This window comes from Cohnella kolymensis (assembly GCF_000829465.1).
Taxonomy (GTDB): domain Bacteria; phylum Bacillota; class Bacilli; order Paenibacillales; family Paenibacillaceae; genus Cohnella; species Cohnella kolymensis.
This window is the reverse complement of the sequence record NZ_JXAL01000001.1, coordinates 280,160-306,975: the sequence shown is the minus strand read 5'-3', so window position 1 is coordinate 306,975 and position 26,816 is coordinate 280,160. Positions and strand designations below refer to the sequence as shown.

30 protein-coding genes and 1 pseudogene are annotated in these 26,816 nt (G+C 46.7%); 23 read left to right on the top strand and 8 right to left on the bottom strand.

All coding sequences use genetic code 11. The features are described from left to right. Positions 1 to 13 precede the first annotated feature (13 nt). The 3 genes from SD71_RS01470 to SD71_RS01460 form a co-directional block, all read right to left on the bottom strand. Positions 14 to 1,111, bottom strand: coding sequence for a zinc-dependent alcohol dehydrogenase (locus SD71_RS01470; protein ID WP_041058684.1), 1,098 nt, complete (start codon positions 1,109 to 1,111; stop codon positions 14 to 16). 101 nt (positions 1,112 to 1,212) lie between these two features. Beyond that, the gene (locus SD71_RS01465) at positions 1,213 to 2,511 is read right to left on the bottom strand and encodes a Rieske 2Fe-2S domain-containing protein (protein ID WP_041058680.1); all 1,299 of its coding nucleotides are present in this window, start codon (positions 2,509 to 2,511) and stop codon (positions 1,213 to 1,215) included. 116 nt (positions 2,512 to 2,627) lie between these two features. Further along, positions 2,628 to 3,527 (bottom strand): LysR family transcriptional regulator, encoded by a 900-nt coding sequence (locus SD71_RS01460; RefSeq protein ID WP_041058677.1) that lies wholly within the window; start codon positions 3,525 to 3,527, stop codon positions 2,628 to 2,630. 137 nt (positions 3,528 to 3,664) lie between these two features. Here SD71_RS01460 and SD71_RS01455 point away from each other — a divergent pair, with 137 nt between their 5' ends. The 7 genes and pseudogenes from SD71_RS01455 to SD71_RS01430 all read left to right on the top strand — a co-directional run bounded on the left by SD71_RS01455 (position 3,665) and on the right by SD71_RS01430 (position 8,975). Then, the gene (locus tag SD71_RS01455) at positions 3,665 to 4,714 is read left to right on the top strand and encodes a TRAP transporter substrate-binding protein (protein ID WP_041058675.1); all 1,050 of its coding nucleotides are present in this window, start codon (positions 3,665 to 3,667) and stop codon (positions 4,712 to 4,714) included. 19 nt (positions 4,715 to 4,733) lie between these two features. Continuing rightward, positions 4,734 to 5,222, top strand: a complete 489-nt coding sequence (locus SD71_RS01450) for a TRAP transporter small permease (RefSeq protein WP_041058672.1) — start codon at positions 4,734 to 4,736, stop codon at positions 5,220 to 5,222. 97 nt (positions 5,223 to 5,319) lie between these two features. Then, on the top strand, positions 5,320 to 6,603 hold the full coding sequence (locus tag SD71_RS01445; RefSeq protein ID WP_041058669.1) for a TRAP transporter large permease: 1,284 nt from the start codon (positions 5,320 to 5,322) through the stop codon (positions 6,601 to 6,603). Positions 6,604 to 6,707: 104 nt separating this feature from the next. Beyond that, positions 6,708 to 7,058, top strand: a pseudogene (locus tag SD71_RS25390) (EamA family transporter); the annotation flags it as partial. 66 nt (positions 7,059 to 7,124) lie between these two features. Continuing rightward, positions 7,125 to 7,550, top strand: coding sequence for an EamA family transporter (locus tag SD71_RS25385; RefSeq protein ID WP_268747701.1), 426 nt, complete (start codon positions 7,125 to 7,127; stop codon positions 7,548 to 7,550). Positions 7,551 to 7,563: 13 nt separating this feature from the next. After that, a complete protein-coding gene (locus SD71_RS01435; RefSeq protein WP_041058664.1) occupies positions 7,564 to 7,881 on the top strand; it encodes a hypothetical protein in 318 nt (105 codons plus the stop codon). A gap of 26 nt (positions 7,882 to 7,907) precedes the next feature. After that, positions 7,908 to 8,975 (top strand): hypothetical protein, encoded by a 1,068-nt coding sequence (locus tag SD71_RS01430; protein WP_041058661.1) that lies wholly within the window; start codon positions 7,908 to 7,910, stop codon positions 8,973 to 8,975. 111 nt (positions 8,976 to 9,086) lie between these two features. Here the strand turns inward: SD71_RS01430 and SD71_RS01425 are convergent, their stop codons facing one another. Further along, positions 9,087 to 9,359: an NAD(P)-dependent oxidoreductase gene (locus SD71_RS01425; RefSeq protein WP_268747700.1), complete on the bottom strand. Its 273-nt coding sequence runs from the start codon at positions 9,357 to 9,359 to the stop codon at positions 9,087 to 9,089. A 343-nt stretch (positions 9,360 to 9,702) separates the two neighbouring features. Between SD71_RS01425 and SD71_RS01420 the strand changes: the two genes are divergently transcribed. The 4 genes from SD71_RS01420 to SD71_RS01405 all read left to right on the top strand — a co-directional run bounded on the left by SD71_RS01420 (position 9,703) and on the right by SD71_RS01405 (position 15,893). Beyond that, a complete protein-coding gene (locus SD71_RS01420; protein ID WP_200889538.1) occupies positions 9,703 to 11,103 on the top strand; it encodes an aldehyde dehydrogenase family protein in 1,401 nt (466 codons plus the stop codon). Between the two features lie 83 nt (positions 11,104 to 11,186). Beyond that, positions 11,187 to 12,203, top strand: a complete 1,017-nt coding sequence (locus tag SD71_RS01415; RefSeq protein WP_041058652.1) for a TAXI family TRAP transporter solute-binding subunit — start codon at positions 11,187 to 11,189, stop codon at positions 12,201 to 12,203. Positions 12,204 to 12,213: 10 nt separating this feature from the next. Further along, positions 12,214 to 14,127: a TRAP transporter permease gene (locus SD71_RS01410; protein WP_041058650.1), complete on the top strand. Its 1,914-nt coding sequence runs from the start codon at positions 12,214 to 12,216 to the stop codon at positions 14,125 to 14,127. Further along, positions 14,124 to 15,893, top strand: a complete 1,770-nt coding sequence (locus tag SD71_RS01405) for a thiamine pyrophosphate-requiring protein (protein WP_235426950.1) — start codon at positions 14,124 to 14,126, stop codon at positions 15,891 to 15,893. The genes SD71_RS01410 and SD71_RS01405 overlap by 4 nt, the downstream gene beginning before the upstream one ends. A 212-nt stretch (positions 15,894 to 16,105) precedes the next feature. Here SD71_RS01405 and SD71_RS01400 read toward each other — a convergent pair whose 3' ends face one another. Beyond that, positions 16,106 to 16,714, bottom strand: coding sequence for a PadR family transcriptional regulator (locus SD71_RS01400; RefSeq protein ID WP_041058647.1), 609 nt, complete (start codon positions 16,712 to 16,714; stop codon positions 16,106 to 16,108). 190 nt (positions 16,715 to 16,904) lie between these two features. On the opposite strand from SD71_RS01400, the gene SD71_RS21800 reads away from it, so the two are divergent. The 4 genes from SD71_RS21800 (at position 16,905) to SD71_RS01385 (ending at position 19,264) form a co-directional block, all read left to right on the top strand. Next, positions 16,905 to 17,288, top strand: a complete 384-nt coding sequence (locus SD71_RS21800) for an alpha/beta fold hydrolase (RefSeq protein ID WP_052475843.1) — start codon at positions 16,905 to 16,907, stop codon at positions 17,286 to 17,288. Positions 17,289 to 17,346: 58 nt separating this feature from the next. Beyond that, positions 17,347 to 17,769, top strand: a complete 423-nt coding sequence (locus SD71_RS21795) for a hypothetical protein (RefSeq protein ID WP_152619307.1) — start codon at positions 17,347 to 17,349, stop codon at positions 17,767 to 17,769. A 268-nt stretch (positions 17,770 to 18,037) separates the two neighbouring features. After that, positions 18,038 to 18,382 (top strand): GNAT family N-acetyltransferase, encoded by a 345-nt coding sequence (locus SD71_RS22765; protein WP_082033973.1) that lies wholly within the window; start codon positions 18,038 to 18,040, stop codon positions 18,380 to 18,382. Positions 18,383 to 18,385: 3 nt separating this feature from the next. After that, a complete protein-coding gene (locus SD71_RS01385) occupies positions 18,386 to 19,264 on the top strand; it encodes a proline iminopeptidase-family hydrolase (RefSeq protein ID WP_041058644.1) in 879 nt (292 codons plus the stop codon). Positions 19,265 to 19,486: 222 nt separating this feature from the next. On the opposite strand, the gene SD71_RS22760 is transcribed toward SD71_RS01385, so the two are convergent. The 3 genes from SD71_RS22760 to SD71_RS01380 form a co-directional block, all read right to left on the bottom strand. Then, complete coding sequence (locus SD71_RS22760; protein WP_082033972.1) at positions 19,487 to 19,603, bottom strand: YjcZ family sporulation protein; 117 nt, start codon at positions 19,601 to 19,603, stop codon at positions 19,487 to 19,489. A 36-nt stretch (positions 19,604 to 19,639) separates the two neighbouring features. Beyond that, a complete protein-coding gene (locus SD71_RS23435; RefSeq protein WP_152619306.1) occupies positions 19,640 to 19,753 on the bottom strand; it encodes a sporulation protein YjcZ in 114 nt (37 codons plus the stop codon). Between the two features lie 127 nt (positions 19,754 to 19,880). Next, complete coding sequence (locus SD71_RS01380) at positions 19,881 to 20,327, bottom strand: hypothetical protein (protein WP_041058640.1); 447 nt, start codon at positions 20,325 to 20,327, stop codon at positions 19,881 to 19,883. Between the two features lie 143 nt (positions 20,328 to 20,470). On the opposite strand from SD71_RS01380, the gene SD71_RS01375 reads away from it, so the two are divergent. The 8 genes from SD71_RS01375 (at position 20,471) to SD71_RS01340 (ending at position 26,690) form a co-directional block, all read left to right on the top strand. Beyond that, positions 20,471 to 20,686 (top strand): spore germination protein, encoded by a 216-nt coding sequence (locus SD71_RS01375; RefSeq protein WP_041058637.1) that lies wholly within the window; start codon positions 20,471 to 20,473, stop codon positions 20,684 to 20,686. 190 nt (positions 20,687 to 20,876) lie between these two features. Next, on the top strand, positions 20,877 to 21,182 hold the full coding sequence (gerPC, locus tag SD71_RS01370) for a spore germination protein GerPC (RefSeq protein ID WP_152619305.1): 306 nt from the start codon (positions 20,877 to 20,879) through the stop codon (positions 21,180 to 21,182). Between the two features lie 3 nt (positions 21,183 to 21,185). Next, entirely contained in the window at positions 21,186 to 21,494 is a 309-nt protein-coding gene (locus tag SD71_RS01365; protein ID WP_041058630.1) for a hypothetical protein, read from the top strand. A gap of 136 nt (positions 21,495 to 21,630) precedes the next feature. Beyond that, complete coding sequence (locus tag SD71_RS01360; protein WP_041058627.1) at positions 21,631 to 22,065, top strand: MerR family transcriptional regulator; 435 nt, start codon at positions 21,631 to 21,633, stop codon at positions 22,063 to 22,065. A 24-nt stretch (positions 22,066 to 22,089) separates the two neighbouring features. Next, complete coding sequence (locus SD71_RS01355) at positions 22,090 to 23,313, top strand: MFS transporter (RefSeq protein ID WP_052475906.1); 1,224 nt, start codon at positions 22,090 to 22,092, stop codon at positions 23,311 to 23,313. 177 nt (positions 23,314 to 23,490) lie between these two features. Continuing rightward, complete coding sequence (locus tag SD71_RS01350; RefSeq protein WP_041058624.1) at positions 23,491 to 24,090, top strand: DUF2087 domain-containing protein; 600 nt, start codon at positions 23,491 to 23,493, stop codon at positions 24,088 to 24,090. After that, a complete protein-coding gene (locus SD71_RS01345; protein ID WP_041058621.1) occupies positions 24,087 to 25,316 on the top strand; it encodes a winged helix-turn-helix domain-containing protein in 1,230 nt (409 codons plus the stop codon). Before SD71_RS01350 ends, SD71_RS01345 begins: the two co-directional genes overlap by 4 nt. A gap of 105 nt (positions 25,317 to 25,421) precedes the next feature. Further along, the gene (locus SD71_RS01340; protein ID WP_082033970.1) at positions 25,422 to 26,690 is read left to right on the top strand and encodes a LamG-like jellyroll fold domain-containing protein; all 1,269 of its coding nucleotides are present in this window, start codon (positions 25,422 to 25,424) and stop codon (positions 26,688 to 26,690) included. The last annotated feature ends 126 nt before the right edge of the window (positions 26,691 to 26,816 follow it).

Here is a 26,816-nt window from a genome sequence, read left to right as displayed (position 1 = left end):
TTTTCACATAGCATTACGATTGCCAAGGTGAAACAGTTACGAGCAGAGGTGACGGTTCGCCTTCGCCTCCTGCGGTTTTCAGAGCCAAATCGGTGTCACTCAATTTGTAGTTATGAGAGTTCATTATGCCAAGCGGGAACTTGCCGGATGCAATGCATTGAATGGCCATTTCCACCGATTCGTAGCTGTGGCCGCGCACGCCTTTTATGTTTAAAGTTTTGTTAATCGCCATATCGATATCGAAGTCTGAAATCTTCTGGTATTTATGGGCTCCGAAGATGACGGTTGCTCCCATGCCTGCCGAAGCCATGGAGGACTGAACCGGCTCGCTGCCGCCGGAAGTTACGTCAATGACCAGATCCGCCATTTTGCCGCCGGTAATTTCGCGGACTCTCGTTTCCAGATCCTCGGTTTGCACATTGATTGTGTAATCCGCTCCCAGCTTTAGGGCAAGCTCCAATCGCTTTTCGCTGCTGGAGCGGCCGGTCACGATGACGCATTCGGCGCCCGCATATTTAGCGGCTAAGGCACAAGCAAGACCTTGCTGTCCGGGGCCTTGAATGACCACGGTTTTACCCGGTCCAACGCCCCCTTCGATACACATCCACTCGAAACCATTGGCGAGCGGCAAAGTTAAGGCTGCCTCAACGGCAGGTACATGATCCGGCATCTTATGGAATACAGCGTTCGGATGGAGGTACATATACTGGCTGAAACCGCCCCAAAGCGAAGGCGACACGGTGATCGGCGTAACGCCGTATCGCAGAGCTCCCTTGTTAGGGTCGGTCTGTTTGCACAAACGAAACAGTCCTGTACGGCACATTTGGCACAGTCCGCATGGAATATACTCTTCCATGGCCACACGGTCGCCGATTTTTACGCCCCACCGCTCCGCCGCGGCGTCTCCGATTTTTTCGATATGACCCACGATATGGTGGCCCAATACTCTTTGAATCGGTGATTTTTTGTAATAGGTGACATCCGTTCCGCATACACCGACTACTTCGACCTTCAATAATCCGGCGTCCGGATGTATTTCAGGCATATCGAATTCCCGCAGTTCCGTCTCACTAGGCTGAACTGCAACCGCTGCCAAAATTTTATTTCCCATGACCTCGACTCCCTTTAGTTTCGTTCTAAAACATTCCGAAAACATCGAATGGATGAACAATGTATGCTCATCCATTTCGATTTTGAGAAATTATATTGGTATTAAACGACTTCTTCCTCCGCCATACCGTGCTCCAGTTGTTCCATTGTGAAATGCAGATGTTTCTGCGCGCCCACTTGGAAAGCAACGTTATTCGGAAGGAGCACCGAGGCTGAGCGAACTCTATGAGTTTCCGGATTTAAGCCGGGAGGTTCTATGCCGTTCATCAGATTCTTGCAGGCATTCAGAACGACTCTTCGCGCTTTAATAATCGCCGCGTCACTAGTACCCAGACGCTCTGCCGAACGGTCGGCAATTGTGCCTTGGCTTTCTTGAACAGCCTGATCTTCCGCAGAAACTCCGATGATACCGGCGGTCGATAACCCATTCTTCTGCGCCTCGCGGTCAATCATATAGTCATTATCCTTATTAGCGATTGTACGTTTCGTTCCCTCAATCAGCTTCAGGTGCAATCCGAGGCCGGACAGTTCCCTCTTCATATCCTGTTCTGTAAGAGGCTGATCCGGACGCCAGCTCCAGCTCCAAGTCATACAACTATCATCATCTACCGGCACCCAGGCATGACCTCCTCTTGGAGCGCCTCCGAAAGGTGGAATCATGGTATACCAGGGCATCAGAAACTGGGTAATACGCCAGTAGTTTTCTTCTTCATTGGCTTTTCTTTTCGCGCCGATCAGCAAACCGTATTCCTCTTCCGCAACTTCAAACTTTGGTGAAGTGTCCTTGGCCAAAAGATCTTTACTTTTGCCCTTCGATACACCCAGTCCTAATACGGAGCCGGCGTGAAGGATGGAAACGTGGCTGGAATCGATGCCTCCTTCCAGAGCTTGAAAGTAGTTGCATTCCTGAAGTCTTCTGGAGACTAAGCGGTGGGAATCCGGTACCAGCATCCATTCCTGCTCAGGCAGCTCGGGTTTTAGTTCGGGGGGGCCCATGTAAGTCCATATAACCCCGCCGCGCTCTTCGCACGGATAGGACTTAATCGTTACTTTATCTTTAAAATTGCTTTCCGGCGGTTCGGACGGCATATCTACACAGTGTCCGGTAGTGTCGAATTTCCAGCCATGGTATGCGCAGCGTAAACCGCAATTTTCGTTGAGGCCGAAAAACAAGGAAACTTTACGGTGCGGGCAGAATTCATCGACCAGACCAATCGCGCCGTTCGTATCGCGAAACGCGAGAAGTTGTTCGCCAAGCAGCGTTACTCTTACAGGAGGGCAATCCGGTTCAGGCAGCTCTCCTGATTCTAAAGCCGGAATCCAGTATCTTCTGAACAAATCGCCCATCGGAGTTCCAGAACCCGTTCGTGTCAGCAATTCGTTATCTTCATGTGATAACATGAACGCATTTCCCCTTCCATCATAACCGGCATTCTAACTCAGATTTTAAATCGCTTACATATGTAAATACAAATTGTATGTTTCAATGCGACCCATATGTAAAGTTAATACGTTATTTAATTTTCCAAATTTGCAAATAGGGCTTTGGTCGATTCTATCGTGATCTCTTTAAGATGATCTGAGAACGACGATTTGAAGACGAGATAAATCGGAGTGGGCGGCAAAGGTTTGGCCAAGGGAAGCTCGATTAATTGTCCGCTTTTCAGTTCGTCGATTACGATCATCTTCTGTAAAAAGGCTACGCCCAGTTCTCTGCGGAGCATCAGTTTAATCCAGCCCAGATGATTGATCTCGGCATATTGGTAGTTGTGCAAGCCTTGTTTTTGCAAAGACTGCTCGACGATTTTGGTCGTCGGAAATATACGGTTATAAATAATGATTCGCTCATTTTTTAGATCCGCCAAGGATAGAGGGTCGCAGTTTGCCAAAGGATGGGCCGGACTGCAAACGAGTATATTTTTCTCCTTCGTGACTTGAACAGTATCGAGATCGTCGTAGTCATGCTGGCTGGAAAGATAGGCGAGTGCAATGTCGATCTCGCCGTTTCGCATTTTTTCAATGATATCGTCGGTAATCATCACTTTTACATCAAACTCGATGTCAGGCATGGCTTCGTATAATGTTTTGAGCAATTCGGGCAAAATTGCCTCTCCTATATAATTTGGACAGGATATGATTACTTTCTTTTGTACTTTCTGACCCGCCTGCAGAGCACCGGCGCCTTCTTGAATCAAGTCATACGCGTTCTTAAAATAGGGGAGAATGATTTCGCCGGCCTCGGTCAAGATGACTTTTTTTCCGCTGATCCTTTTAAACAGCTTTGCATTCAACGATTGTTCAAGATGTTGAATCCGCAGGCTGATCGTCGGTTGAGTGGTGTATAACGCTTCTGCTGCTAGCGAGAAGCTTTCTTTCTCTACGATCATCAAGAAAGCCTGGATATGTTTAAGTTCCATGCGAACAACCCGCCTTATTGTATTAAGATTTCATATGGGTCACATTGAATATATCTATTTGAAGGAACTTACAGCCATAAGTTAATATTAACGTAATTAACTTTTCAATACTACCGACAATTACTAGGGGGATAAGGATGAAGAAGAAATCAATACTTATACTGATGCTAATTTTTATTATTGCGGTTGTAAGCGCTTGCGGAAATAAACAGACCTCTGGCGTCAAAGGGGAAGCTAATGCGGCGTCTAAGAATACAGCAGCTAATGCATCGGACAAGCCAAGTTATACTTTTAAACTGACTACCATCGTACAAGCGGATCATCCGTGGGTGAAAACTGCCGAGAAGTTCAATGAGGAACTAAACCAGCGCTCTGGCGGAAGAATGAAGCTGGAAATCTTCCCGGCCAGCCAATTGGGCAAAGAGGCCGATATGATTCAGCAGATCGGTGCAGGTGTAGTTGATTTCGGTTATATCACAACTGCTTATATGTCAACTCGCGCTAAATCCTTGAATGCATGGTTCATGCCTATGTTGTTCCCCAATACAGAAGCGGCAAGCAAAATGAGAGGTACCGATTCAGCAACGAAAATGCTGGCGTTATTAGAGCCGCAAGGAATTATTGGTTTGGATTGGCTGCAAACGGGAAATCACAGCATTCTGATGAAGAGCGGTTCCATGGAAACGCCTGAAGCATTCGCAGGCAAGAAAATCCGTGCCCCGGGCGGAACTGTCATCAATGATTTCTATTCTGCTTTGAAAGCGAGCGCTGCTCCAATGCCTCTGCCTGAGGTTTATCCGGCACTGCAAACCGGAGTCGTTGACGGCGTTAATGCAAGCGTGGACTCTGCTTGGACAGAGAAATACTATGAGGTTGCAAAAGAATTCACGTTATTAAATCAATTTTCCTTTAACGCTATGGTTGTGGTGAGCAAGGCTAAACTTGACAAGCTTTCCCCAGAAGACCAACAAATTGTAAAAGACGCGTCGAAGGCTGCCATTGATTGGGGTAATAAGTATGTGCTCGACAACGAAAAAGAAGTATTGAAGAAGCTTCAGGATGGCGGCGTGAAAGTGTATGAAGCAGACAACAAGGATGCATTCAAAAGCGTGACGGATGAAATCTGGGCCAAATATTCAAGCGATCCGTTAATTAAAGCCTTCATTGATGATGCAACTAAGAAATAACAGCTAAGGAGGCAATTCTGTGAATTTGGTCGCCAAGTTAAGTGACGCCGTGTTCCGGATCGAGAAAGTAATTGTTTCTATTGCGGTGCTGATTATGAGTTTATCACTCATAGCTGGTGTGATATTTCGTTACTTTTTCAATTCCCCTTTGGTTTGGTCCGATGAGATTGCTATGTACAGTTTCATATGGATTTCCTTTGTAGGGGGGAGCATGGCTCTTAAGAAAGATCAGCTAGCGAGTGTGTCTATTCTGATGGATCGACTGAATGGTAAGATCCGCATGATATTGCTTTCCGTTGGGTTTGCTATCGTTTTAGGTTTTTTAATCTATTTCTTGGTCTACTCCATTCCGTGGATTTTATCGCCGGATATTTCGTTCCAACAATCGACGGCGATGATGCTGCCGATGATCTATCCCTATTTAAGCGTGCCTGTTGGAATTGCGGGTATGACAATCCATGCTTTGGATCTGTTCCTCAAGAGTTTGACGACGCGCGAAAAAGCGTGAACACATTTATTCCGATACCTAAACCATAAATTCCGGGTATCGGATTTCTTCTTTCAAATACAACTTAGATAAATTAAACAAAAAAGGAAATGGTAGAATGGTAGAGATAGTATTAATCGGATTTGTTGTTTTATTGTTCCTTCAGATACCGATTCCGCTTATTTTGGGGATTACCACAATCATTTATATTTTCGTAAGCCATAATATGGACTTGCTTCCAACCGCGCCTCAACGTCTTTATTCCGGTCTGGAAAATTTCGGGCTGCTGGCAATCCCGCTCTTCATGCTTGCGGGGGAATTAATGAATTCAAGCGGTTTAACAACCAGACTGATCCGGTTTGCGAAAGTGTTCGTGGGCCATTTTAGAGGCGGCTTGGCGTACGTTAATGTAGTCGCAAACATGTTTCTTGCTGCGATTTTAGGTTCGGCCATTGCGCAAACTGCGGTAATGAGCAAAGTCATGGTACCTGCCATGGAGGAAGAAGGATATAAGCGTGAATTTGCAGCGGCCACTACCGCTTCGGCTGCTTTATTGGGTCCTATCATTCCTCCAAGTATGTTATTTGTTATTTATGCTGTAGGTAGTGGAACCTCTGTTGGTAGAATGTTTCTAGCCGGGATTATGCCAGGTCTTTTGCTGGCAGGTGCCCTGATGGGTTTAATTGCGTACTTGGGTTATAAACATAACTTTCCAAGGTCAAAAAAGGAATCGTTCAGAACGAGAGCAACCGTATTTGTACAAGTGCTGCCCGCTTTATCCGTTCCAGTAATTATCATAGGCGGAATAACAAGTGGTGTGTTTACGGCTACTGAATCCGCTGCCATCGCCTGTGCGATAGCCGCGATAGCCGGATTTTTCATATACAAAGAGTTGAAAATCTCATACTTCCCCAAAATTTTAGTCAACACAGCCATTTCTACTGCTGCGGTAACCTTGTTAATCGCGATGGCCACTCTATTCGGTTGGGTTCTTACTTTTGAACAAATTCCGCAGCATATTGTGGAATGGATGGCATCCATTACGGATAGTCCTTGGGTATTTTTACTTTTAATCAATATCTTCCTTTTAATTAACGGCATTTGGATGGATGAATTGGCTACATTGGTCATTTTGCTTCCAATCTTCATGCCGCTGGTGGATAAATTCGGAATTGATCCGGTTCATTTCGGAATCATCGTATGTATAAACAGTACGATTGGATTGCTTACGCCGCCGGTTGGGGCCGGACTCTTCATAGCCTCGTCTGTGGGTAAAGTCAAACTTGAAACGCTCATTAAAGAAATATGGCCATTTGTCGCCGTTTCCATTGTAGTGCTTATGATTATCACGTACTGGCCGCAATTCGTGTTATGGATACCAAACATGTTCGGGCCGCTTTAATTTGTGCTCAACCCTCAGGGAAACCTGAGGGTTTCATTTTTAAGCCAAGGAGAGACACTCGATGGGATTCCTCTTTGCTTTTTTAACAGCGCTTTTTTTTTACGGTCAACAGTATGTTCCTGAAAAAAGGAATGCGCGCATCCGAGAAAGACAACGGCGTATTCATGTCGATTATCGTCAATGTAGCGGTGTTAGGTCTCGCATGGGCAATTTACCGGTTGGTTTCGGAAGATTTATCCTCGCCAACCGCTCTCGGTATTCTTTTTTTCGTGCTGGCGGGTATTTTCAGTACCTTTTTCGGCAGAGCTACGTTGTTTGCAGGCATCCGGAGAGTCGGCCCTTCCAGGGCAGTGGCCTTAAAAAACACCGCCCCTGTGTTTACCTTGTTATTTGCCGTCTTAGTATTGAATGAAGCCTACGGAGTTTGGCCGTGGGTCGGCCTTTTTTTAATTTTCGCGGGTCTCGGGCTGCAGGGACTTCAATTTTTCAGTAACTCGGAAAGTAACATAAATAAACTGGGTTTGATTTTCTCGATTTTGGCAGCGGTTGGTTTCGGAATTGGGCAAGGTTTAAGAAAACAGGCGATGTTCCATTATTCGGATCCATTTGCAGGGGCGTTTATCGGGGCGGCGGTCGCGTTTATCAGCTTTTCTATCAGTGAGGCCATTAAAGGAAATTTCACTGAACTTGTTAAAACAAACCTTCAATTTAAGAACAAATTTTACATATTGTCCGGGATCATGACAAGTATGGCGGTATTGTCTTTTTTTATTTCCATTCAATATATTCATGTTGCTTATGCGGGCGCAATTGCCGCAGTGGAACCGGTGCTTACGGTTATCTTCAGTAAAATATTTTTAAAAGAAGAAGAGGAGATATCGCCCGTTGTGATAGCCATAGCCTTGTTGATATTTTTGGGGGCGGGTGTAATCGCGTTTACGGCATAGGAAGGTGTGTACAATGGCGGATTCATGGATTTCGTCTTTGCGAACTTGGGTTTTTTCACTCTCCATTATATTTTTCTTAATTTATACCATCGGTCAAGTTGAACAACTGGACATCGTCATTTCCGCTCTATCCCTATTGTCTATTTTATTGGCTTTGCCGACGGTCGGCCCTGTTGTCAAAGGGATGACATTGTTTTTTCTGGCGGTAGGCACTTGGCTCGTTTGGAATCAAGGGACCACCATTTATGAATATATTTTGATTTATGGCGATATGCTCTACCTGCTCACATTGTTTGCGATGCTTCCTGTACTCGCGCTCCTATTCGAATAGGCGACTATACTCGGGCAATCGATCATGTGTTCAGCAATAACGTGCGGTCGACCATCAAATTTTATACTTTGGTCTCGTCCGTTTCCTATATCATGGGCGTACTGCTCAACTTGGCCGCAGTTCCGATGATGTATCACAGCATCAAGTCTTCCGTGGAACGGCTTTTGTCCAGCAACCGGTCAAAGTTTTTGTCAGTCGCCATCATCCATGGTTATGTTTTGCCCGTCATCTGGACCCCTCTTTCCGGTGTAGTCGGCGTGTTTATAGCTCTCACCAACGTGGACTGGCTGAGCATTGCCGCCGAGTTGTTCTTGATCAGCATCTGCGGGCTTTTGTTTAATTGGATCTTCTTTTATTTCACCGCGTTTAAATCGAATGTTTACCCGGTGCGGACGAACGACGAGAATCATGAAATGGCCGATGAGATCGCGGCTGCGGCAGAACCTATCACGAACCGGGAAACCAAAAAAAAGCTGACGCAAGTCGGAATCGCCGTCGTCTGTTTGATTTTACTCATTGTCGGCATAGATCATTTTTCTTCGATCGGACTCGTGCTCACCGCCACGTTAATAGCCGTACCATTCGCGTGGATATGGTCTCTCATGATCGGCAAGGGAAAAGAGTGTGCAAAGGGGACATCCGCCCACTTCAAGAAATTCATTCCTACGATGAGCGAGCAGTTCGCCATATTTTTAAGCGCCGCATTTTTTGCCCAGTCCATCAAATATTCGCATGTTGACGTTCAGATCAATGATTTTATACTGAGCTTTAACCACTGGATTGGCGAGGGTATCTTTCTGATGTTTCTGCCTTTAGTCCCGCTTGTGTTCTCTTTTCTGGGTTTTCATCCGATCGTCTCCGCCACATTACTGGCTCAGGCGCTGAATCCCGCTTTAATGGGGATATCACCTGAACATATGACCGTTGCGCTTCTAGGTGGAGCCGTATTAACGTTTTATATCGGACCTTTCAGCGGTACACTCGGCGTCATGTCGTCCTTGATTCGAGTTTCCTCGTTTAAGATTTTGACCTGGAACCTATGGCAATGCTTAGGGTTTTATTTGATTGTCGTATTTTTCTTGATCTGTGTATAAGTCCTGTTAGGCCTCGAATATGAGTATATAAAGCAACAGCAGGTCGTCGCGACCTGCTGTTTTTGGTGAAACTAACAAATATTTAGTTGAAAGCGGAATAGAAACATCTTACTACCATACTTGAACGACTTGCGATTTATCGACTGCTTCATAGATGGATACGATCTCAAAGCCTTCATCGGTCCACATGGTGGTGGGGGATTTGACGCCTTCCCGTAAAGACACCAACACAGGTATCCCGTTATTTCTAAGACGTTTCGCTTGCTCTAATCCCTCAATTCCAGTTCCGAAAATGGCCACTGTTTTACCTTTGAGATATGAGTAATCCGTATCTTGATAATTTGTCATTTTTGATTCTCCTCTCTGATGTCTTATTTGTCGCAAATACGTTAAGGAGTATATTAAAGCTGGTTCATTCAAGTTCAGTTGTTATATTAAAAAAATCTAGGCTTACTAAGACAATTTGTCAACTCATATGGATCTTATATAGGTAAGATTAAAAAAATCAATTTGATTTTTACTTAAATCCGTTCATTATTAATATATGATTCTATTCATTTTTATCCATATTATCCTTAAGAATGTAATGTGAGGTTTTAAATGGATAGATCAGTAGAACAGAGTAACTTTTATTTTATGTAATTTTGAAAAGGCTTTCAGAATAAGAGGAAAGGGTGTTATATAACTGAACCATACACGTATTCATTTGTTAATTAACAATCAGGACGTGCCCACAGATTCTTATGCTGAAGTAAGAGATCCGGGTCGTTTAACTGATGTAGTCGGGGAAGTGGCACAGGGTACTGCCCAGCATGTGGAACAAGCGGTCCAGGCAGCCCATCAGGCATACCAGACTTGGCATAAAACTGATCTTACAGAACGTTCCGAGCTTTTGTTGAAAGCGGCTTCATTGTTGGAAGCCGAGGCTTCCACATTTGCGCCCCTCATTGCGAGAGAGTCGGGGATGATTCCTTCTGTGACGCTTGCGGAGATTGGAGGGGCAGTAGCCGGAATAAGACATACGGTTGAAGCCGCGAAGGTATTTTTTGAGGAAAAACAATTTGAAGACGAACATAGCTGGGTGAGTGTCGAAAAAAGACCGATCGGTGTCATTGTAGGTATCGTGCCATGGAATGCGCCTGTCATTTTGACTATGCAAAAGTTGGCTCCGGCCTTGGTATGCGGGAATACGATTGTGTTTAAGCCTTCGCCAAATGCCCCGCTGGGCATCTCCTCTATATTGATGAAGATAGCGGAACTGTTTCCACCGGGAGTGATCAATGTGGTGCATGGCGGAGGGGATGTGGGTTCTGCATTAACTGCTCATCCGCTCGTGCGCAAAATATCATTTACCGGCGGCGGCACAGTAGCCAAGTACGTCATGCAAGATGCGGCGAATTCCTTGAAAAACGTGCATTTTGAATTAGGCGGCAACGATCCTGCCATCGTTTTGGATGATGCTGACATGCAGGAGGTGCTGCCCAAAATCGTAACTTCTGTTTTCCGCCGGTCAGGCCAGTACTGCTATGCCACTAAAAGAGTGTATGTGCCGCAAAATATGTATGAAAAGTTTTTTGATGAGATGTGCCAGATCGTGGATCAGTATCAGATTGGGCATCAAATGGATCCCAAGGTTACATTCGGACCTCTGAACAATAAGGTCCAATTCAATTATGTTAACGAACTGATTGAGCGAACTAAACAAAGCGGAGCTCAAACGGTGATATTGGGCGAAAAGGTTGAACCTGATAACTGGGATAACGGTTATTATTTGCAACCAGTGATTGTAAAGAACCCTCATCCGAATCAAGAGATCGTCACTTGCGAGCAGTTTGGGCCGATCATTCCTTTGATCCCGTACAGTACGGAAGAAGAAGTACTTCAAATGGCCAATAGTACGGATTACGGTCTTGGATCGACGATATGGTCTTCAGATTTTGATCGCGCTGTTCGTCTATCCAGGCAAATCGAAGCCGGCATGACATTTATCAACCAGAACGGTCAGTCACGGCTTGGCTTAAGGCACATTCCTTTCGGCGGTGTAAAACAGAGTGGAATTGGAAGAGAGAATTCCGAGATTGGTCTGGCGGAATATATCGAATATCATTCAATCAACTACCATAAGTAAACGACAACATGATGCCAGAGCACGTATGACTACTCGTGGTTCCTTTTTTGTAACATTCAAAATTAGTTAAAGGCGGCGCTATCATGTCAAAGAGGAAAATCGTATCTATTGTATTGTCATTTTGTCTTGTCGCTGCAGTCATTTCGGCTTGTGGTTCAAAACAAGGAAGCTCCGGAAATTCGACATTAAAAATTGGTACAAACAGCGTAGGTTCCGTATATTACACTTTGGCAGTAGGTATTTCCGAATTGTTGTTGAAGCATGCTGAAATTAATTCTTCCGTAGAAGCTGTGGGCGGCTCGGATGCAAATATGTTCGCTATGGCTGATAACGATATTGATCTAGCGGTTGCAGACTCTCCTTCTGCTTATAATGCGATGAACACGATCGCACCTTTTAAAGAGAAGGTGGATGTTTCTTTAGTTGCAGTCGGACAGACGAGTTTCCGCCCTATCGTTGTGCGTAAAAATTCCGGGATAAAGTCTGTTGAGGATTTGGCTGGGAAAAAATTAATTGGTATTCGTCCGGCACTATTTGAGTTTGAGTTAATCACGGATAACTTACTGCAGACCTACGGGATCGATAAAAGCAAAGTAAATATTATAAAAACAGTTGAGACGAATGAAACGGTTGAAGCTCTGAGAACAGGCACGGTCGATGCGGCTATATTCCCGGTGTCTCTCGGCAACGCGCTTCTGTCGGAACTCATGCGTGACAATGTCGTGGAATTTCTTCCTATGGAGGAAGCCAAGGTTGATCAAGTGATTTCATCATTACCGAAGTCTTTATATAAAAGCGTTATTCCAAAAGGAAGCTTCCCGAACCAGGATCAGGATGTCACCACATTCGCTCTTGCTACCTATTTCGTAGCGGACAGCTCTGTTCCGGAGGAGAAAATTTACCAAATTACTAAAACCTTCTTTGATAATAATAAGGAATTTGTATCTTTCCATAATGCTGCTAAAGAATGGACATTAGAACGTACAACGAAAAGCAAGCCGATCATTCCTTTTCACCCGGGTACAATAAAATACTTAAAGGAAACCGGAAACTGGAGTAGTGAACTTCAGTCTGCGCAAGATGCGCTTACTACGAAATAGGGGTGACCTCATGAAACGATCAACTTTTTTACTTTGGGTTACCTCTGCCGTAGCGCTCTTTCACATCATCGCAGCTGGCGGAATGCTGACTTGGTTCGGCTATTTTATGCCGGCCCAGGTCATCCGCGGAATTTCTTTGCTTGCAGGTTTGGTGCTGGTATTCTTCTTGCACCGTGCTCGTCCTGGAAAAGAGATTGGAGAAAAGGTACCTTGGTATGATTATTTACTTATGGCATCCGCTCTAACAGGAGCAGGCTACATCATCTTTTTTAATGATAATGTCGTTGCCTATGGTATGTTCGGCAGGCTGGATACAACAGGCATGATCTTGGCGATTTTACTGTGTATACCGCTGATCGAAGCTGTGAGACGCCAGACGGGATGGGCGCTTCCCATTATCACCCTGTTCTTTTTATGCATCACATTATTCCAAAATTATTTACCGGGCATTCTAAATGGTCAAGGATTTTCTCTTGAAAAACTGTTCTATGCTACGTATGTGGGCACGAGTGGAATTTTCGGCATGTCGCTTGGTGTCGCGTCCACCATACTCATTATCTATTTGATTTTTGGTGCTCTATTCCAACGTGCGGGAGCCGGTCAATGGTTTATGGACATTGCCATGTCCATAACCGGATGGACTCGAGGCGGTCCTGCCAAGGTTGCCGTTCTTTCCAGTGCTCTGTTTGGCTCTATTTCCGGGTCACCGGCCAGTAATGTGGCTACAACCGGTGCGGTTACGATTCCGTTAATGATCAAATCAGGTTATAGTCCCAAAACTGCGGCAGCTACGGAGGCGGTAGCGGCAACGGGCGGACAAATCTTGCCTCCCGTCATGGGAGCCATTGCCTTTGTTATGGCTGAGTGGATCGGCGTGCCCTATGCGGAAGTTGCCCTTGCGGCAATAATTCCAGCATTGCTGTACTATTTGACAGCATTCATCACCGTTCACCTGATTGCACACAAAGAAGGGATTGAACGCACGCCTTTGGCAGCTCTGCCCCGTTTCTGGAAGGTTATGAAGCAGGGTTGGTTTTACTTGATTCCTTTGTTCATGCTCATTTACTTCTTAATTATTAAAGCGCTTCCGGCGCATGTGGCAGGAATCTATTCTTTACCGTTCTTGATCGGATGCAGCTTCCTGTCAAAAGACCGTGCAAATTGGTTAACACCTAAGAATATCTTCCTTTCTTTCCAGAGTGCTGTTTTCAGTTGGCTGATGGTTGTGGTCATCACCGGAGCGGTCGGCATCATGACAGGAGCTCTTGAACTTAGCGGTCTTGGCATTAAATTTTCCCGCTTCATTACTGATGTTGCTGGAGGAGATTTGTTATTGACGTTGGTTCTGGTGGGGATTGCTAGTTTGATTCTGGGAACAGCTTTAGATGCCCTACCCTCGTATATTACCTTGGCTACTTTGCTGGTTCCAGCCCTTATCAGTTTAGGTATATCGGATATGGCGGCCCATTTGTTCGTCGTATATTGGGGATTAGCTTCTTTTCTAACACCACCTACCTGTGTCTCGGTCTTTGTGGCTATAGGTATTAGCGGCAGTAAAATATGGGAGACGGGTTGGGAAGCGATGCGGATTGGTATTGCCGCATATATCGTCCCTTTCGCCTTTGTGTACAGTCAAGGATTGCTCCTGCAAGGAGATATCTATGAAATCTCCTGGGCTGTGGTTACCGCTATAATAGGAGTTCTGTTGGTAGCTTGCGGTACGCAAGGGTTCTCTTTTGCGCCTATGAATATGCTCCAGCGAGCGGCCGTTATTGTAGCCGGATGTATGATTATAGCACCGGGAATTTTGATGCCGGCTATCGGGGCTGTCATTGCGATCATCGTATTATTTTCACAGAAAGTTATACAAAAAAGAGAGACTGCCACGGCTGTATCAAATAGGATACAGGAGGAATTGATATGAAGGATGAACTTATGATTGACAGTTTTCCGGAATTAATCGCGCGTCCCAGTATAAAAATAGAACGCTATACGGCCGCCGACGCATTCATGGAAGCTTTTGAAGAAGCGGGAGTCAACTTTATATTTTCAAATCTGGGCAGCGATCATCCGACTATAATCGAAAGTCTGGCAAAAGCCGAAGTTCTGGACCTTCCTATGCCTGAAATTATTCTTTGTCCTCATGAATCGGTAGCTTTATCAGCCGCTCAGGGTTATACGCAAGTTACAGGAAAGCCGCAGGCGGTATTTGTCCATCTGGATGTAGGAACGCAAAATCTCGGCGGCGCCGTGCATAATGTTTTTCGCGCCCGGATACCGGTGCTGATCTTCGCGGGTGATACTCCATACACCGTTGAAGGCGAATTGCAAGGCAGCCGTAATACACCGATTAACTTCCTGCAGGACATTTTTGATCAACGCAGCATCGTAAGGCCTTATGTGAAGTGGGAATACGAACTCCGCACAGGGCAAAATGTGAAGCAGCTTCTTTACAGAGCGTTGCAGATCGCTCAAAGTGACCCGAAGGGACCCGTCTATTTGATGGGAGCGAGAGAAGTATTAGAGGAAGAAATCTCACCTGCTGATATTCCATACAATGGATGGTCACCGATTGAACCGACAGCTCTATCTAACACTGATGTCAAACAGTTGGCCGAAGATTTAGTGAATGCGAACAATCCGATCATCATCACATCCTATCTCGGAAGAAATCATGAAGCGGTTGCGGAGCTCATCAAATTGTCCGATAAGCTGGGCATACCTGTACTCGAAGTTAACCGCAGCTATGTGAACTTCCCTTCAGACCACCCGCTTCATCTCGGCTTTGTACCGGATGCTTTTGTGAAGGATGCTGATCTGATATTGGTTCTGGACTGCGATGTACCGTGGATTCCTTCCAAGATCAGTCCGGCCGATAACAGTAAGATATACTACGTGGATATCGATCCGTTGAAAGAAAAAATACCGGTATGGTATACGCCGTCCGAAAAGTTTTTAAGAGTTGATTCCCTGGTCGCTTTACAGCAAATCAACGCCCAGATCAGTGAGGCGGATATCGATAAAAATAAGAAAGATGAACGTTATGGCCGTATACATCAGATTCATAAAAGCCAGCGTCTGGAGTGGAAGCAAAAGGAAACTCTCACCGATAAAGTGATCACTCCAGAGTGGCTGACGGCCTGTTTAAATGAAGTTATTGATGAAGATACGATTGTATTGAATGAGACAATTACGAATGACTTGGCCGTATTCCAGCACCTTCCAAGGTCCAAACCCGGAACGTTGTTTACCAGCGGAGCGACATCGTTGGGCTGGCATGGAGGAGCGGCAATTGGGGCTAAATTGGCAAAACCGGATAAGACAGTTGTAGCATTAACCGGGGACGGCACTTATTTATTCAGTGTTCCTGCTTCTGTGCATTGGATTGCCCAAAAATACAACACACCGTTTTTGACGATCATTTATGATAACCAAGGTTGGAACGCAACTAAGCAAAATGTGTTAAGGCTGCATCCGAATGGTGTCGCTAATCAAATTAACCGTTTCTGGGTGAACTTTGATTCGCCTTCAGATTTAGCTGGAATTGCCGCAGCCGCAGGCGGCGCGTATGCAAGAACAGTTAAGGAACCCGACGAGTTAAAAGAGGCATTACTTGAAGGGCTGAATGCCGTAAGTGAAGGGCGCTGTGCCGTTATTGATGTTCGTATTAAGCCGATTTCGCAAAAATAATAGATAATCGAGTGTACAATGTTACTTAAATAGGCGGGTGCCAGAGCAATAAGGCACCCGATTTTTGTTGTTTAATTCCGTTGCCCGATTTACTCCTTTGCAGCGCATGTTTTCGTAAAATGGAGTGCTGCCCTAGCTTGGTATAACAATTACAAGTACATTAGCTCGGCCCTGTTCTTTAATAGCACCGGCATACCGCTCAACAAAGCAGTTTACCTTTCCTCATATTGCACGGACCAGATCCGTTCTCCACCTTGGTGTACTGCCAAAGGACCGTCCTCGATCTCCTGGATCAGCCGATCAAGCCACGCTTTCTCTGCTTCCAAAAGTGCCAACTCATATTCTGTTTCGATTACGAACAGCCGGTCGATGCCCATCCGCAAAGTCTCATTCATCGATGCACGAGTCTCATCTATTCGCTTCGCTAACGTAATTTCGCGCTCGCGCAGCAAATGGCATGCTTCGCCGGGTGAAAGATGTGCCAGAAACGAGAGACTTGCGGCAAACTGCGGGTATTCCTTCAATGGCGTGCGCAGCAAGGATCGCAGCCAGTCGGAGAACTCATGACCGCCGGCCGCCGTCGGACGATAGATGGTCCGCTCCGGGTGTTTGCCCTCCTTCAATGTTTCTACCGGCTCGATCAGCCCGTTCTTCAGCAAGTGATCGATTACGGCATAGAGAGAACCCGTATTCAGCTTAATGGTATCCGACATGCCTCGCTGTTTCATTTTAACCCCGATCTCGTAAGGATGCATCGGCTTTTCGTGAAGTAAGGATAAGACTGCTAACGCCAGCAAGTTGCTTCGTTTCGGTTTGGGCATACGTTTCCGACTCCCTTCATTTCCATTATAGATAGTAAACCAAGCTTTTAAAATAATAGTTGACTAAATTTATTCGACTTAATATAGTTTAAATAAACTATATATTTACTTTATTTGGAACCTAGAAGAAATAACTAGTTCTGCATGATGAATGAGAGTTCATTAATTGAACCAGAAAGAGAATGAGCACATGAATCCCAAAAACTATACAACCAACTCCATCACCTCGAAAGACGGCACCAACATCAGCTACCGGCAGCTCGGCCGCGGCCCGGGTTTAGTGGTCGTTCATGGCACGATGGAGTCGGCTCAAAGCCATATGCAGCTTGCCGAAGCACTGGACGATACTTACACTGTCTATTTGCCCGACCGCCGCGGCCGCGGCCTAAGCGGCCCGTACAGCAAAGACCATAACCTACGCAAGGAAGTTGAGGATATGGACGCTCTCCTTACCCAAACGGGCGCCCGCTTATGTATTCGGTGTCAGCGCAGGCGCTATTATTTGCCTCCAAGCAGCACTCACTCTGCCCGCTATTCAGAAAGCCGCCTTCTTCGAACCGCCTTTGATCATTAACGGCTCTGTATCCACTGCATTCTTGGCGCGTTATGACAAGGAGATCACAGAGGGAAAGGTGGCCTCAGCACTTGTTACAGCTATGTTGGGAGCGCAGATGGGGCCGCCGATATTCAACGCTGTTCCCCGGTGGCTGCTGGAGCCGCTCACTAAAATGATGATGGCAGGAGAGGAAAAGAAGGCCGACGGTGACTACGTTACGATGAGGATGCTGGCTCCGACCATTCACTATGACCATCATTTGTCCGTCGAGACGGAAGGGATGCTGGAGAGCTTCGGGGGTATACGAGCCGAGGTGCTGTTGCTTGGGAGCAGCAAGAGTCCGTCTTATTTCAAAATTGCCCTCGATGGCCTGAACAAAGTCTTGCCGCATGTCGAACGTATCGAGTTCGCCGGACTCAACCATGGAGCCTCAGGCAATACCGACAGAGGCGGCAAGCCGGAACGGGTGGCCCAAGAGCTTCGCCGATTTTTTGGCTAACCGTGTATGGCGATTGGCAGGAGTATAAGAGACAGCCAAGAGGGTCAAGTTAAATATGCAAATTGGAAAATTTTCCACATGTATTATGGCGTCTGATATTGCATCGAGAGGCTGAAAATGCGCATGGAAGTTCATTTACAGCGAGTTGCTCAGGAAGAGAGAAAGATTCTTGAGAATGTGGCGGAATATTATGTGTATGATTTCAGCGAGTATCTGGATCTCGAGATTCGGCCGGATGGACGATTCGGATTTCATTCTTTAATTCCGTATTGGAATTGGAACGATCCGGCGCGGCACCATCCTTTTTTTCATCAAGATAGGCGGAAATATCGCAGGATTTGTGTTGGTGGAAAATATGGGATCGGAGACGTCAAGCTTACATTCTATAGCGGAGTTTTTCGTCACTAAAAAATACCGCCGACACGGCGTCGGCAAAGTGGCTGCGATGAAGGCTTTCGATTTGTTCGGCGGACGATGGGAAGTTATGCAGATCGAGAAAAACGCCCGTGCCCGGGCTTTTTGGCGCAATGTGATCGGAGAATACACCAATGGGCGATTCGAGGAAAGATTTTATGATGGCAAATATTATCAGCGATTTTTCGCTCGTGTGTAGAAAATGAAAAGCAGCGAAGGATTTATCCAAGTGCCCGGCGGCAGGGTGTGGTTCACGATGATGGGGGAAGGAGACAGAACGCCACTGCTCATACTCCACGGAGGACCGGGCAATACGCACGATCCGTTCAAGGCGGCATTGGGCATCATGGCGAACGAGAGGCCCGTCATTTTTTATGATCAGCTGGGATCCGGAAATTCCGACAGACCTCAGGATGTCTCGTTATGGCTGCTGGAGCGGTTTGTGGAAGAGCTGTCGTGTGTGCGGGAGGCGCTTCGTCTGAACCCGGTCCACATTTTAGGCCATTCCTGGGGAACGATGCTTGCTGCATCATACCTTATCGATCGCAAACCAGCGGGCGTACGGAGCGTCGTTTTTTCCAGTCCTTGCCTCGATGCCGAAAGGTGGAAACAAGACGCGGATCGTTTGCTGGTGCAGTTGCCTCATAGCGTGCAGCAGACGATAAAACGACACGAGGAAAAAGGAACTACGGATTCGGACGAGTATTGGGAAGCGATGATGGAATATTACAACAAGCATGTGTGCCGGCTCGACCCGAATCTGCCCGTCTTGAGCGTCAGCCGGGCGAAAGCGAATGACGACGTCTACCTGACGATGTGGGGATCTTCCGAATTTTTTCCGACGGGAAACCTGAAAAAGTACGACTGCACGCCTCATTTGCCTCACATCGCACTCCCGTCGCTTTTCCTGTGCGGCCGTTACGACGAGGCGTCTCCGGAGTCCACCCGATATTATCAGTCCCTCGTACCCGGCGCGCAGCTGCACGTTTTCGAGAACAGCTCGCACATGAGCTACTTGGAAGAAACGAATGCATATGTGGCGGTCGTTCGATCGTTTTTCAGCAGAGTGGAAGGCCGGTAATGCCTCTCAGGGTATGTTCGTGAACAAGAAACGACCGAGTCTAGCTGCCATTTGCCCTTTTCTTTCAGGCTTGGACAGACATACAGACCTTCAACTCCTTTTCTCCATATGCTGTAGGACAAACAATCGGTAACGCGTTTTGACTGCGTAGACTATAAAAAAATCCCCCATTAAGCCCGGATGCGCTTAATGAAGGATCGAGAAAACCGGTTCATTCGCAGATTACCAAATTCCGGCTCTCAAGATGATGACCAGAAGGATAAAAAGCACAAGAGCGAATGCGGCAGTGCTTCCATAGCCGCCGCAGCTGTAACCTACCCCTCCATAAGGATAGCCCATATTATCACCACCGATTACTAAAGTGTGTCATTTTGATTACCAGATCCCTGCCCTCAAAATGATTACCAGCAGGATAAAAAGCACAAGGGCGAACGCAGCCGTACGACCGCCGCCATAGCCTGCACAGGTGTAACCAACTCCAGCACTCACATTATCACCACCGTCAATTTGATTGTGATGAATCATCACCTTGCTAGTTTATGTGTAGTTGAATACTCGGTCAGTACATTAGCACAGCTTATGCAAAAATCCACATTCATCTAGTTACTGCCTCAGATTACAGCTTGAAACCGCCCATCAACGGCATGACAGCTCTGACGATATTCCAGCCGATCCGGATTCCGGGCAGAACCTGCTTCATAGCACCCATAAATCCTCCGAATCCTCCGAATCCTGCGTCCCCGCCGACCGGGGCTCCTGCACCAATCGGGGCTCCTTGTGCGATAGGAGAAAATCCGAATGGGTCCGGCCAACCTCCAACTCCCGCGACGTTAAAAGTTGGATTGCCGGGTAAAAAAGCGGATATTTTTGCCTTTCCCTTACGCGGAAGAGGTGATTTTTTCATTTTGCCTGATCCTTTTTGGCCAGATATAGTCAACGTTTCCTCATTCAAGTCTGTAACCCAACCTACATAAAAACTCCCGTCGTGCAGAACTACAGCTACCGGCTGACGACCCCATTTCATACGGCCTTCACTCAACACGGTCTTAGGCTTTGTTCGCATTTCGATCGCCCACCTCCCGTCTCAATTATTTAATAATCTATTCATCCATGAATGATCTGCCTGTACGGGTATCTCTAGCATTGTCCTGAATGTCACGATTTTTATGAATTGCCATATGATAAAAAGACTGAGGGAGTGGTTACATGCCTACCGTGAACAACATTTTTAACATTAAAATTTTGAATGTAGCCAACAACGGTTCAGTAAATTTTGGCAATACACTGCACAAAGGCCATACAGCTAACCAAAAACGAGTTGGGGGGAATTACCCCATTGGTGACGCTAACCTCAACTTGAGTAAACAAGTGAACCCGACCAGTGATCCTGACTTTAACGATCAGCCCACTAATCAAGTGTAAGGAGGGCAGCATGAACATAAGCATTGGAATCATAAAGGTAAACTATATAAATAATCTTGGATCCATGAATATCGGAAAACGATCATTTGCAGGAATCAAGTTATCCAGTCTTCGGAGCAGGTATCGGAAACAATTGATGATAACAAAACGAATGTTGAGGCTGCACAGCCGGGCGGGGAGTGATTAAGAGGTGCACAACTTCCATACTTATTTACAAATGATAGAGCAGCGAATCCGGAGACTTGAAGAACGGGCGATGATGCTGGAGAATGAAACGAGAGAATTCAAAGCCGCACTTCAAAATATCAAGCCGGTTCATATAGAAAACATTAATTACAAAGTACAGGAGCTGATCGTGCACGATCTTTCCGGAACTCTCCATGTCGGCTTGACCGCGTTAACGGATGCGGCCCAACTCGAAAAATGGACTCAACAGCAAGAATCCGGCGAGGAAATCAAGCTTGAAAATTTACAAAGTGAAGAGAGGGGAGTGTAAAAGTTGGCATCGGACAACAAAGAGAAACCTGGTAACTGCATTCGCTGTGGATACAGTTACAAGAAAGGCAGCCAATATTGTGCCGAATGCGGTGCGCCGGTCGTCAACAAATGCCTGGATGAAGGAGATCTGCTGAGGGACCCGTGCGGATGTGTGAACGGGGAGGATGCCGCCTTTTGTTCCCAATGCGGATGTGCCACTGCCTTTAATAGAGCCGGTTTAGTAACTTCTCCTTATCCGGAGAATAAAGTGCTTCAAACAGACGAGATGGGCGAAATGAAATGGTTTTATCATCCGTTTTTTTCAGGTTAAGTTAAAAGAATTGACGGCAACTTTGTTCGATTTTATTCGGGAGCAGAGTGCCGTTTACCTTAACCTTTACGTTGACGTTAAGGTTAAGGTAAAGGTATATTATTACATAGGATAATCATTGTGACGGGAGGTACAGATGAACCTTTTCAAAATTGAGGATGTGGCCAGGCAGTCCGGTTTAACCAAAAGGACGATCCGATACTACGAAGAGATCGGGCTGCTTTTTCCACCGGATAGAAGCGATGGAGGATACCGCCTGTATTCCGAGAAACATATCGAACGTCTTAAGCAGATCACCAACGCGCGGGATGTGCTGGGCATCTCGCTGCAAGAGCTGCAAGAGTATATTTCGATCAATGAACAATTCGAAGCGCAGCGGGAAGGCTTTCGGCAGATGGAGGACAAGCAATCGAAGCTGGTGAAAATAACTGAGATCGAGCAAACCATAGGCCGACAGCTGCTCATGATCGATCAAAAGCTTGAGAAATTAACCGAGATCCGAAGAGAGTTCAGCGAATTGTTCGATCGGATTCTCGAAGCGAAAAGCAAAATAAAATCAAATCAGGAGTGAACATACTTGGCAAAAACATCTCAGATTGAATTGGCAGCCGCTCCGGTTGACTCGGTCTCAGAAGCTAAGGCAAGTCTTCTGAATCAACCTCGGGCGGTGTGGGCGGTATTTTTCGCGGGCATCATCGCTTTTATGGGGATCGGCTTGGTTGATCCTATTTTGCCGGCTATCGGCGACAACCTGGGTGCGTCCCGAAGTGAGGTAAGCCTGTTGTTCTCGAGCTACAACGCCGTGATGGCGGTGGCTATGCTGGTGACCGGCGCAATATCATCCCGAATTGGGATCAAGGTAACTCTGCTGGTCGGTATTATAGTCATTGCCATATTTTCAGGTCTCGGAGGACTTTCCAACGGTATCTGGATATTGATCGGTCTGCGGGGCGGCTGGGGGCTTGGCAATGCGTTATTCGTCGCCACGGCTTTGACCGCTATCGTATCTCTATCGAAAAGCGGTGTGACCAAAGCGATCATTCTCTACGAAGCAGCCATCGGACTTGGGATATCCGTAGGTCCGCTGCTAGGCGGAGAGCTGGGCGCCATTTCGTGGAGAGGCCCCTTTCTTGGCGTCGCTGCACTCATGATCGTTGCGTTTATTGCCCTTATAACCCTCATGCCTAAACCCGATAGCCGTCAAGCAGCCAGGAGGAGCACTTCTTTACTCGACCCGTTTCGTGCGATGAGGCACCGTTCACTTCTCGTTTTCGGCCTCACAGCCGGCATGTATAATTTCGGGTTTTTCACTCTAATGGCGTATGCCCCTTTTGTTCTGGAACTTGACGAACATGGGCTGGGTTACGTTTTCCTCGGATGGGGGGTATTGCTCGCTCTCACTTCCGTGTTCATGGCACCGAAACTCCAGCAAAAATTCGGCACAGTCAAATCAATGTCCGTCATGCTGACCTTATTCGGTCTCGTGCTGCTCGCGATGGGAGTCTGGACCTCTACGCAATGGGTGATCATTGCCGCAGTCATTATTGCCGGCGCACTGCTTGGGAATAACAACACTTTAATAACCACCGCTGTTATGAACGCTGCTCCCATCGAGCGCTCAACGGCATCTGCGGCATACAGCTTCCTAAGATTCATTGGAGCGGCCATCGCCCCCTATCTGGCGTTAAAGCTCGCGGACTGGTTTAATCCACATGTTCCATTTATCGTCGGAGCGGCATTTGTGCTTCTCTCCGTGGTCTTCATTTTATTAAACCGAAACCATGTGAAGCATGTGGACCAGGTAGCAATCGGCCACTAATTACGGTGAGCGGATAACGTAACGCAATGAGACAGAGAGCGGACATTCGCGTCGGACTCTGTCTTTTTTGTTTGCACAAAATGAGGTTGACAATTAATTCCTGTTTCAGTAACATCTAATTTAACGATTATCTAATTAGATGTTTGTTAAATTAATGAAAGAGGTGATGATGACCTCATGCAGTTGGATAAAGTCGTCAATTATCATAAGGCTCTTGCAGACGCAACAAGAATAAAAATATTGATACTGCTCGCCGATGGAGAGCTTAACGGTCAGATTTTGGCGGAAAAACTGGGCGTAACGCCTGCGACCATAACTCACCATGCCGCGAAACTGCGGGAAGCGAGCCTCATTAACGAGCGAAGGGATAAGAATACGATCTATTTTTCGCTCAATCATTATTTCATCAAGAACAACGCTAACGCTGCAGAAAACCTTATTTACCGGAAAACCAAAGGAGATGTGGACATTTTGCAAGAAGAAAATAAACGTATGAAGGAATCCGTCATTAAAAACTTTTTTACAAACGAAGGCAAATTGAAAAGCGTTCCCGCTCAATATAAGAAGAAGCTTATTGTGTTAGAGCATCTGGTATCCAAGTTGGAATTGGGCCGCAAGTATAATGAGAAGGAAATCAATGAGTTCATCAAGAACTTCCATGAAGATTATGCAACGATTCGCCGGGAATTTATCATGCATCAATTCATGTTCCGGGAGAACGAAATCTACGAGCTGAATCCACGGGAAATGTGGACCCAATGGGAGGCTATATCGTGACAGTAAAGGCCGGACCGGTCAAAACGACGAAACGAGCGCTGCGGCGCTTTTTGCTGGAGACGCAGATGCTGCTTCATCCGCCGGAGGAATCTCCAAGCTCAGACGAGGCGATGCATCGGCATGTGATGGATATGATCCGGAAGTTGGAATGCGTTCAGATCGACCCGGTGAATGCCGTGCGTCCGAATCAGCATTTGACGCTGGCTGCGAGAATCCCCGGTTATCGGGCGGAGACTCTGAATGAGCTGCTGCGGGGCAATGAAATCTTCGAATATTTGGCGAATGCGGCATGTATTATTCCTATGCAGGATTACGCGATTTTCGAGCCGACCCGCCGGCGGTTCCGGCAGCATGTGCAATCCGGTATCGATGAGCTTGGCGAGATTGTCGGCCAAGTGCTGGAGAAGCTGGCAAGCGAAGGCCCGCTGCCGTCAAAGGCGTTCGAATCCGATCAGAAGGTACATGGGTATTGGGATAACGTAAACGCAAAGACGAAAGCGACATCCCATGCACTGAACTTGTTGACGGACGGGGCGCAAATTAGAATCGTCGGAAGACAAGGGAACCAACGGCTATTCGATCTTGTGGAGCGAACGGTCCCAGCCGAGCTGTTGGCATTGGCGGATCAGATCAGCACTGCCGATGCGCTTGAAGCGATGCTGCACAAGTATTTCCGCGCGTATCGGGTATTCGAGCCAAGCGATGCGCGTTTCGGCTGGCAGCGATTAGGCGCAGGCGAGCGGCGGGAGGCCATTGATCGGCATATGAAGTCAGGACACGTTGCTCAGGTGGAAGTTGAGGGCTTAACCAAGCCGTATTACATATTAGCTTCGGATGTTGGGCTTCTGGAGGGACAGACCGACGCAGACGAAATTGAACCGGGGCAGCCCGTTCGTTTCCTCCCGCCGCTGGACAATTTGTTATGGAGCCGCAAACGTTTGGAAGACTTATTCGATTTCGAATATCGCTGGGAGATTTACACTCCTGCAGTGAAGCGCAAGTACGGCTACTACGCCATGCCGATTCTTGCCGGCGACCGGCTGATCGGCCGAATGGATCCGCGTCTGGATACCAAGCGAAGCCACCTGACGGTGCAGCTGCTACAGATCGAACCGGAAATACAGTTAACGGACGGTCTTCACGAAAGTGTGCAGACTGCGCTCGAGTCGTTTGCGCGAACACATGGAGCGGAGACGGTATCGATTGAGAAAAGTACTGTCATTTAAACCATCAGTTGAGTTGGGACTCGCAGAACTCTACCAATAAGTGCTACCTTTGCAGAAGAATATTCCATACAATGAGCTCATCAGAGTATGAAGGGCGGTATGCGAATGATTAATGTCAATTACAGCAAAGGCCTATGCGAACGGATCGGTAAGCTTAGAAAACAAAAAGGTTTAACTCAAGAACAGCTGGCGAGCCGGTTAGGCGTAACTTCTCAGGCTGTGAGCAAGTGGGAGAATGAGCTTTCTTGCCCGGACGTGTCCCTGCTGCCGGCGCTGGCTGATGTGTTTCGAGTATCTATGGATGAGCTGTTCGGTTTAAGCAAGAAAGATGTTGAATTGCGGCGCGGACTAACGGCGGAGTATCGGTTTAACGGGAATGCTCAGGACAGCAGCGGAAACGATCGTCATGGCAAAGTAACTGGCGCGGTGCTGTGTGAGAATCGGTTCGGTCGTCCGAACAGCGCTTATTATTTCGACGGCAAAGACGATTACATCATCATCGAACCGGCTCCCTATGTGAATCAGAATGCATTCTCGTTGTCCATCTGGTGCAACTATGACGTTAACGCGGTATTGGATGGATGGAATCATGCTATCGTCTCCCAGGATGGACATTGCCGGCGTCGTGTCTTCCAACTAAGTACGATGGATGCTCATATCACCTTCCACCGTTTCCTTAGCGAGCGGGATCTTTATGTCGACTCACCGCTGCACAAAGGTTATTGGTACCACATTGTCGTCTCTTATGAAGAGGGGATGTCCAAGCTTTATCAGAACGGGCTGCTGGTTTGTGAACAACCGGGAAGTTTCACCCCGGATCCTGAAGAACCGCTGTATATCGGCAGAAAGTGTACGGATGAACCTTATTTCTTTTTCCACGGAATGATCGATGATTTAAGGATGTATGATTGTGCTTTGTCGGCCGATGAGGTGCAAGAGTTATTTCTGGAGGACGGCTGGCAGCCGCAAAATGTGCCCCATGTGCCGGTGAATGAAGAGAAGGATCTACCCGTGCTGGAGTGTGTGGACGATATCCAGATTGCCGTAGCGAAAGACAACATCCACGCGGCATCGTTGTGGTATATCAAGTACCTTGGTTTCAAGCTGCTTATGGAGCATCATCAAGAGTTTTATTTGTTGAGTTTGTACAAAGAGCCTAATCTGCTTCTGCGCAGTACATCGTCGGAGAACGTAGCTGATCATTTGCTCCCTCCCGTTATTTTCAAAACAAAACGAGCTGTTGAGGGATTAATAGAACATTTAAAGGCCGCTGGTGCTGTTGTCAAAAAAGTAGAGGATGAGGGCTTTGCGCATTTCATCAGCTTCCAAGATCCTTTTGGGCACAACTGGGTTGTTATGCGGGAAAAGCGATAAATAAAGATACAGAAGGTACTTTGAGAAACAACTGGAACATGACTTGAAATAGTGCAAATGGACAGGTTTGGCTATATTAAAAATTTGAAGTGAAGTTTCTACTGTAAAAGTCCTTATTCTCTGTAT

Coding starts and splice junctions, on each gene's coding strand:
- SD71_RS01470 (WP_041058684.1), bottom strand. CDS start 1,111: ATGGGAAATAAAATTTTGGCAGCGGTTGCAGTTCAGCCTAGTGAGACG.
- SD71_RS01465 (WP_041058680.1), bottom strand. CDS start 2,511: ATGTTATCACATGAAGATAACGAATTGCTGACACGAACGGGTTCTGGA.
- SD71_RS01460 (WP_041058677.1), bottom strand. CDS start 3,527: ATGGAACTTAAACATATCCAGGCTTTCTTGATGATCGTAGAGAAAGAA.
- SD71_RS01455 (WP_041058675.1), top strand. CDS start 3,665: ATGAAGAAGAAATCAATACTTATACTGATGCTAATTTTTATTATTGCG.
- SD71_RS01445 (WP_041058669.1), top strand. CDS start 5,320: ATGGTAGAGATAGTATTAATCGGATTTGTTGTTTTATTGTTCCTTCAG.
- SD71_RS01435 (WP_041058664.1), top strand. CDS start 7,564: ATGGCGGATTCATGGATTTCGTCTTTGCGAACTTGGGTTTTTTCACTC.
- SD71_RS01415 (WP_041058652.1), top strand. CDS start 11,187: ATGTCAAAGAGGAAAATCGTATCTATTGTATTGTCATTTTGTCTTGTC.
- SD71_RS01410 (WP_041058650.1), top strand. CDS start 12,214: ATGAAACGATCAACTTTTTTACTTTGGGTTACCTCTGCCGTAGCGCTC.
- SD71_RS01405 (WP_235426950.1), top strand. CDS start 14,124: ATGAAGGATGAACTTATGATTGACAGTTTTCCGGAATTAATCGCGCGT.
- SD71_RS01400 (WP_041058647.1), bottom strand. CDS start 16,714: ATGCCCAAACCGAAACGAAGCAACTTGCTGGCGTTAGCAGTCTTATCC.
- SD71_RS21800 (WP_052475843.1), top strand. CDS start 16,905: ATGAATCCCAAAAACTATACAACCAACTCCATCACCTCGAAAGACGGC.
- SD71_RS01385 (WP_041058644.1), top strand. CDS start 18,386: ATGAAAAGCAGCGAAGGATTTATCCAAGTGCCCGGCGGCAGGGTGTGG.
- SD71_RS22760 (WP_082033972.1), bottom strand. CDS start 19,603: ATGGGCTATCCTTATGGAGGGGTAGGTTACAGCTGCGGCGGCTATGGA.
- SD71_RS01380 (WP_041058640.1), bottom strand. CDS start 20,327: ATGCGAACAAAGCCTAAGACCGTGTTGAGTGAAGGCCGTATGAAATGG.
- SD71_RS01375 (WP_041058637.1), top strand. CDS start 20,471: ATGCCTACCGTGAACAACATTTTTAACATTAAAATTTTGAATGTAGCC.
- SD71_RS01360 (WP_041058627.1), top strand. CDS start 21,631: ATGAACCTTTTCAAAATTGAGGATGTGGCCAGGCAGTCCGGTTTAACC.
- SD71_RS01350 (WP_041058624.1), top strand. CDS start 23,491: ATGCAGTTGGATAAAGTCGTCAATTATCATAAGGCTCTTGCAGACGCA.
- SD71_RS01340 (WP_082033970.1), top strand. CDS start 25,422: ATGATTAATGTCAATTACAGCAAAGGCCTATGCGAACGGATCGGTAAG.